The sequence below is a fragment of the bacterium genome, from assembly GCA_040753085.1.
In the GTDB taxonomy this organism is placed as follows: domain Bacteria; phylum UBA9089; class JASEGY01; order JASEGY01; family JASEGY01; genus JASEGY01.
In genome coordinates this window covers 1-6804 of sequence record JBFMHI010000150.1, presented here as the reverse complement: position 1 = coordinate 6804, position 6804 = coordinate 1, and the positions used below count along the sequence as shown (strand labels likewise).

Annotated in this window: 6 protein-coding genes; all 6 read right to left on the bottom strand. The window is 46.7% G+C overall.

The annotated features are described in order from the left end of the window. Positions 1 to 387: 387 nt before the first annotated feature. The 6 genes from AB1797_12050 to AB1797_12025 all read right to left on the bottom strand — a co-directional run bounded on the left by AB1797_12050 (position 388) and on the right by AB1797_12025 (position 6578). Positions 388 to 1434: an efflux RND transporter periplasmic adaptor subunit gene (locus AB1797_12050; protein ID MEW5768330.1), complete on the bottom strand. Its 1047-nt coding sequence runs from the start codon at positions 1432 to 1434 to the stop codon at positions 388 to 390. A 327-nt stretch (positions 1435 to 1761) separates the two neighbouring features. After that, positions 1762 to 2322, bottom strand: a complete 561-nt coding sequence (gene mobB, locus AB1797_12045) for a molybdopterin-guanine dinucleotide biosynthesis protein B (GenBank protein MEW5768329.1) — start codon at positions 2320 to 2322, stop codon at positions 1762 to 1764. 95 nt (positions 2323 to 2417) lie between these two features. After that, positions 2418 to 3242 (bottom strand): carbohydrate ABC transporter permease, encoded by an 825-nt coding sequence (locus AB1797_12040; protein MEW5768328.1) that lies wholly within the window; start codon positions 3240 to 3242, stop codon positions 2418 to 2420. A gap of 71 nt (positions 3243 to 3313) precedes the next feature. Next, positions 3314 to 3844, bottom strand: coding sequence for a hypothetical protein (locus tag AB1797_12035; GenBank protein ID MEW5768327.1), 531 nt, complete (start codon positions 3842 to 3844; stop codon positions 3314 to 3316). Between the two features lie 278 nt (positions 3845 to 4122). Then, positions 4123 to 5607 (bottom strand): anthranilate synthase component I, encoded by a 1485-nt coding sequence (trpE, locus tag AB1797_12030; protein MEW5768326.1) that lies wholly within the window; start codon positions 5605 to 5607, stop codon positions 4123 to 4125. Between the two features lie 347 nt (positions 5608 to 5954). Next, the gene (locus tag AB1797_12025) at positions 5955 to 6578 is read right to left on the bottom strand and encodes a hypothetical protein (GenBank protein MEW5768325.1); all 624 of its coding nucleotides are present in this window, start codon (positions 6576 to 6578) and stop codon (positions 5955 to 5957) included. Positions 6579 to 6804 lie beyond the last annotated feature (226 nt).

Sequence of the window (6804 nt, the reverse complement as noted above, 5' to 3'; positions counted from 1 at the left end):
ACAGGTCGTAATTTTTTCTTCGTGTCCTTCGTGCTCTTCGTGGTTTATCCTTGATTTTCATCAAGGCAGGCTCTTGTTTACCCCATCCTTTTACCCAATTTGTGGGTAAGGATAAGCATCAAGGGAGAGGGAATTTTGCTTTGTCTCCCAACTAACTGCTTAACTTAGTCTTGAGTAGTTACGAATCGTTTAAATTCGTGAACCGTGTCCAAGATCCGTGTCCGTAATTAGGCTGAAAGGTTTGTCTCCTTCTGTTCTCTGAGTTCTGTCTTCTGTTCTTCTTAATCCCCCGTCAACGAAGGATACCCGCCTCTGACATCTGTTCTTTGTTCTCTAACCTCTGTCTTCTGTCCTTTGCTATCTGCTATTTATCCGTGCTAATCCGTGTTAATCAGTAGCTAAATAGTTACCATTTGTTAATATCTCCGCATCGGCCGGCATGCCAGGTTTAATTATCCCTTGCGGATTAAGGAGCTTTATTTCTACCCCAAAGACCTGTTTAATCCGTTCTTCCCTGGTCTGGATATTCTTAGGGGTAAATTCCGCCTCTTGGGAGATAAAGTGAATATTGCCTTTAAAGATACGGTTTGGGAATGAGTCTATCGTTACCCTTGCCGCCTGATCCAGTTTAACCCTTCCTAAATCAGCCTCCTTGATATAAATCTTTACCCAGATATCATCCAGATTAGCTATGGTGGCAATAGGTGTCCCCGGGCCGACTAACTCGCCCTCTTCGATAGATTTTACCAGCACCGTTCCCTCCAGGGGACTCCTAATAGTAGTTTCAGCCAGCTTGATCCTGATTAATTCTAAGCCAGTCTCAGCTAACTTTAATTGAGATTTAGCTTTTTCAACCTCATCCTCTTTAACCTTATTGTCTAGTCTATTAGACAGGGCAAGTTCGAGGTTGGATTCGGCTGTATTCAGGTTTTCATAAGCCAGGGTATATTTAGTCTGGATAGCGTCAAATTGTTGTTGAGAGACGGCGCCCTGCTCAAACAATCTTTTTATTCGCAAGAGGTCTTTCTCAGTATTTTCCAAACTGGCTTTTGCCTGGGCTAAATTACTCTTAGCTTGCTCAATCCGGGCATTAGTGATTTGTGGCCCAAGTGTGGCTAATGTCTCTGCCTGGGACAAATGAGTCCTGGCCAATTTAAGTTTCGTCTCTGCCTCTCTGGCCAGTTCCTTTAATTCCACCCGTTCAATCTCGGCAATAACCTGTCCCTTCTTGACCTTAGTCCCTTTATCTATATAAAGATTAGCTATTCTGCCCTCCACTTTAGAAGATACTATCACCTCAGCCGTTTCAATAGTGCCAGTGCCTGAAATAATATCTTTATCACCTCTATTATCTATATAGAATTTATAGGCAATAAAAGCAAAAATAATTAAGAGCAAGATGCTTATGATAATAAGCCTTTTCTTTCTTTTCATCTAAAAAGATTCTCAGCCATTCTGGGGCGGTTCAAAATCCCCCAAAGACGATAGATTCGATTTCGTGCAAAACTTAGGTTGTAACCGTTCAGCCACCAAGGCACGAAGACACGAAGGGGAAAAAAGTATGTGTTTTAGAGAGCAGTGGAGCAATAGAGCAGCAGTTCTGGAACTTTCAGAAAAGTCTTTAACTGCTGCTCTACTGCTCTATTTTTGTGTCTTAGCGTCTTTGTGGCTGAACACTTACCTTAGGTTTAAAAATATGATACACGATAAGCTCAGGGTTTGTCAACAAAAAAGCGGCGGCAAAATCAAAGTTCGCAATTCTCAACTTTTACTATCGTGCCAAATAAATTTCTTCTCCAAGAGATCCGCCAAACCCTTGTAGTTAGTAGGTTCAAAGCACGTTACCCCCAGGTCTAACCTGGTGTCGCTAACTAGGGCTACCAAATCATCGCCTGGCTTAGAAAGTGGTTGCTGATAAAGCTCAGACCGAAAGACCTCTATCTTTGGTTTATCCTCCCCCTTATAACCTTCAGTTAAAACCAGATCCAACCCCTGAAGGTAAGTTTGACATATTTCATTTAACCCCATTTCTTTCTTTAGTTCTCTGGCCAGGGTTAACCAAGCAGGCCCTGCCAGGACTACCCTTTCTGCGCCAGCGGTTAAATGGTGAAAAGTATCCTTCCCTGGTTTTTCCACCTCCTTCAGGTCAAGGTGGCAGTCGTAATGCTTGATAGTTCCCACACGATAACCCCGGCGATTGAGTTCCTTGATCAGCCCTTTAATCAGGGTGGTCTTTCCGGAGCCTTTTGGCCCAATGATAGAAACAATCTTTGGATTTCTGATTTCTGATTTCGGATGGCGGATTGAATTGTTCAGTGACATCTCTGTATGGCAGATTACTAACTATAGGCTGAAGGCTGTTCCCTAAAAGCCTTCAGCCTTCAGCCTAAAAGTCTTCAGCCTATTCACCATCGATCTCATCCTTTGGTTGCTCCGGCAGTGATGCCGGCGATAATATGACGTTGGAAGGCTAAAAACACAATCAAGATAGGCAGGCAGGCCAGGCTTGAGCCGGCCATTAGATGTCCCCAATCAACCGAATGGGGGCCGTGAGAATAAAGAGCCAGGCCAACCGGTAAGGTTCTCATCTCATCAGTGCTGGTCAAGATCAAGGGATAAAGCACCGCGTTCCAGGTAACCAGGGCGGTGTTTATGGCCACTACGGCCAGAGCCGGCCTGGCCAGAGGCATCACTATCCTGAAAAGCAAACCGGCTTCAGAAGCCCCATCTAGTCGAGCGGCATCTTCTAAGTCTAAGGGGAGAGACTGAATATACTGTCTCATCAGGAAGATGTTGAAGCCATCACAACAAAAAGGCAGAATAAGGGCAAAATATGTGTTGATCAAGCCCATCTTATGCATCAAGATAAAGATCGGGATGATCAAGACCTGTTTGGGGATCATAAGGGAGGCCACAATAAAACCGAAAAGGATCTCCTTGCCCCAAAACCGACCGCGGGCAAAGGCATAACCCACCATAGAGGAAAAACCGATATTGGTCAGGATGACCACGCTCGTAACCAGGATACTGTTGAAGCTGTAGCGGGCAAAGGGGCCGCTCTGCCACACCTCCCTGAAATTATCCAGAGAGATATCTTCCGGAATCAACCTAGTTTGGTCTGAGATGATCTTGCCTTCAGGACGCAGCGAGGTAATCACCATCCAGCCCAGGGGAAAGAGGTTGGTTAAGAGAAGAAGCGAAACAATACTGAAAGGGATCAATCTCTTAAATCCGCCGCTCACGGTTTATCTTTCTTTCTCGTAACTACTCAGCCATATTCTCTTTGGGCCTTAGTGGCTTTGTGGCTGAATAGTTACTTTTTCTCTAATTTTTGTAATCGGTTATCTAATTGTTCGATATCCTTTTGCAGACGGATGAATCGCTGGGTAATTCGGTCTTCCATCTGGTCCTGCCATTTCTGAACCTTGTAGTCCAACATGTTCATCTGGGTCTCCTGGCGTTTTTTTTCTTCTTCTTCATACCTGCTGAGCATATTAACCAACAGGCCCTGCTGCTTTTCTTCTTTATGGCTGAGGGAATCCAGTTTGGTCAGGATATCGCTGAACAGGATTTCTTTATCCTTAATCAGGCCAAGAATGGTTTTAGCATCCTGTGCCTTTAATGCCCCGAATTCCTTCCTCTGCCAGTAGTCCCTGATGGCCAGGAAGACAATGGCGATTACAGCCAGGCAGCTTATGATAATGAAAATGAATTGAATATCACTTATTAACATTAGCCTCTCCTGTTTTACGTTATCCGCAAGAATGTCTCGATACTCGATACTCGAATGCTGGATGCTCGATGCTGGTAAAGTATCCAATGTCCAGTGTCGAGCATCGAGCATCCAGCGTCCAGCCTCATGGGATGAACGGTTACAAAATATGTGTCGTAGAGAACATTAGAGCAATAGAGCAGAGGTTCTGAAACTTTCAGAAAAGTCTTTAACTACTGCTCTACTGCTCTGCTGCTCTACTGCTCTATTTTTGTGTCTTAGTGTCTTTGTGGCTGAACACTTACAAAAAAATCAGTGTTTCATCCGTGTAAATCCGTGGCTGAATAGTTACGCGTTCAGCCACAGAGGCCCAAAGGAAATATAAAAGCGGCCTGAAGGGTTATAATTCATCATCTGAATCCGCTTTCGGCCAGCTCAATAGCCTTAATCATCCCCCGGGCCTTATTCATGGTCTCCTGGTATTCCCGGTCCGGATCAGAATCAGCCACCACTCCTCCGCCGGCCTGGACATAAGCCCTGTCTTTGGAGATGATAATCGTTCGGATGGTAATGGCCATATCCAGGTCGCCGGAAAAGCTGAAGTAGCCGACCGAGCCGGCATAAGGTCCACGACGGGTGGGTTCCAGTTCGTCGATGATCTCCATAGCCCTGATCTTTGGCGCCCCGCTTACGGTGCCGGCCGGAAAACAAGCCCTCAGGACATCAAGAGAATCAAAGCCGGGTCTGACCTTGCCTTTTACCGAAGAAACAATATGCATGACATGCGAGTAGCGTTCTATTACTTCAAATTCAGGCCAATGAATACTCTGGTATTCACAAACCCGGCCCAGGTCGTTTCGGCCCAGGTCAACCAGCATCACGTGTTCGGCCAGTTCCTTGGGATCAGACAGCAGGTCCTCCTCCAGTTGCTTATCCTCCTTGCGGGACTTGCCTCGCGGCCTTGTTCCGGCAATAGGGCGGACTTCGGCATTCCGGCCGGTAACCCTGACCAGGATTTCAGGAGAAGAACCGACTATCTTCAGAGGACCAAAATTAAGGTAATACATATAAGGAGAAGGGTTGATCACCCTGAGGGCCCGGTAGATGTCCAGGGGAGAGGCCAGGATAGGGGTGGTGAGCCGCTGCGAGGGAACGACCTGGAAGATGTCTCCAGCCTTGATATACTCTTTGGCCCTCATAACCGCCAATTCATAGGCTGATTTGGTAAAATTAGAGTCGGGTTTTATCACCTTTCTTCCGGTGCCTTTCAACTCAGAAGGAAGTTCGCGAGGGGCCCTCAAGGCGCTGACTGTCTTCTCTATGCGGCTAATCGCTTCATTATAGGCCTCATCCACACCTTGATCGGGCCGGATATGGGCATTTGAGACTACCTTAAGGGTATGAAGGACGTGATCAAAGATAAGGAGGTCGTCGGCGATCATAAAGACGGAGTCAGGCAGGTTAAGGTCATCAGGGTTGTTATCCGGGATGTCTTCAATAAAACGGATATAATCGTAGGCGAGGTATCCTACCCATCCGCCATAGAAGCCGGGTAGTTCATCAACTCTGACCGGTTTGAAAGGTTCAAGCAGCTTTTTTAGGAAGGCCAGCGGATCCCCTTTCTCTTTAGTGGTCTGGGGCTGATCTTTCTGGATAATGGTAATATGGGGGCCTTTGCTTTCCAGAATGATTTTAGGTGAAATCCCCAGGAAGGAGTGACGGCCGATCCTTTCCCCGCCTTCCACGCTTTCCAGGAGGTAGGCAAAATCATCCTGGCCTATTTTGTAAAAGGCCGAAACCGGCGTCTCCATATCGGCCAGAATCTCGGTGTAGACCGAAATCAGATTGCCCTGCTCAGCTTTTTTCTTAAATTCATTTCGGTTAGGATGGTACATCGCTAACTCCTTTCCTGATTCGTTCTCTCCAACGCTCAGGCGCCGCCGCCCTTCTACATACCAATCAAACTAATCTTTTTCCCGCCTTGTTCGACTTCTTTACGATAAATACGTTTCTCCCATGGGATTTTGGGGTCTATCTCGAACAAAATAAAGTATCCGTGGTCCAGGCCTAAACGATCCAGATAGCGGGCTATCTGCTCCAGCCCCTCTTCTTCCGAATATTGATCTCGCCGCAGTTTGAGTTCTATAATAAAGCGGTTAGGGCCAAATCACACCAAAAGGTCACAACGTCCACTCCCTACGGCCATCTCTCGCTCAATAGCCCCCCCGGCAATGACAATCCGTTAGAGAAAGGCCATTAGCAATAACCGTCTTCCCACCTCGCGAAAGTCAAATCTCTCCAGCCATGCCTCTGAATTACGACGGTAGAACTTCTGAAAGGCGGCCAACAGGGCATCCATGTCAAGCCGACCATCTTTTACATACCACGTCTGATCAACCAGGTCCTCATTAAAGGAAAGCTCCCAGCCGTAGTTCAAGACCCTGGGGATGATCTCGGCGTAGATGGGATTGGCAAACTTTACGGGTGACTTTCTGGTAATAAGTCCCAGGTCATGAACGTAAGCTATGGCATCATTAAGGCGGTCAGACACTATGACTTCTCCGCCAATAATGGCCTCGGCCACATCCTTTACTACCGGTTCCCTGAGCTTGTCTATCAGACAGTCTAAGTGAGTATCACGGCGTTGGATCAGTTCCTCTCTGGCCTGGACCACATGGGCCGGGGTGATGGTTCGGCTGTAGTCATTTTTCAAAATATGCCTGACAATCTGATTGGCCAGGGCATTAAAGACAAAATAGTGTCCTCCTTCAATTAGATCTCGGACACCTGGCAGGCGCGGCAAAGGATCAACCGTATAATGCCATTCCGGCTTACAGTGGCCGGCTGTATTAAAAAATCTACCCATATTTTCCGCCTTGGCGGCTCAATTAGTGTACCGTCACATTTGATTTGATAGGTTGGTCTCTTGTAGAAGCAATCCCCCCTCACCCTACCCTCTCCCCTCAGGCTTATCCTTACCCACAAATTGGGTAAAAGGATGGGGTAAACAAGAGCCTGCCTTGATGAAAATCAAGGATAAACCACGAAGAGCACGAAGGACACGAAGAAAAAATTACGACCTGTGAAATAGG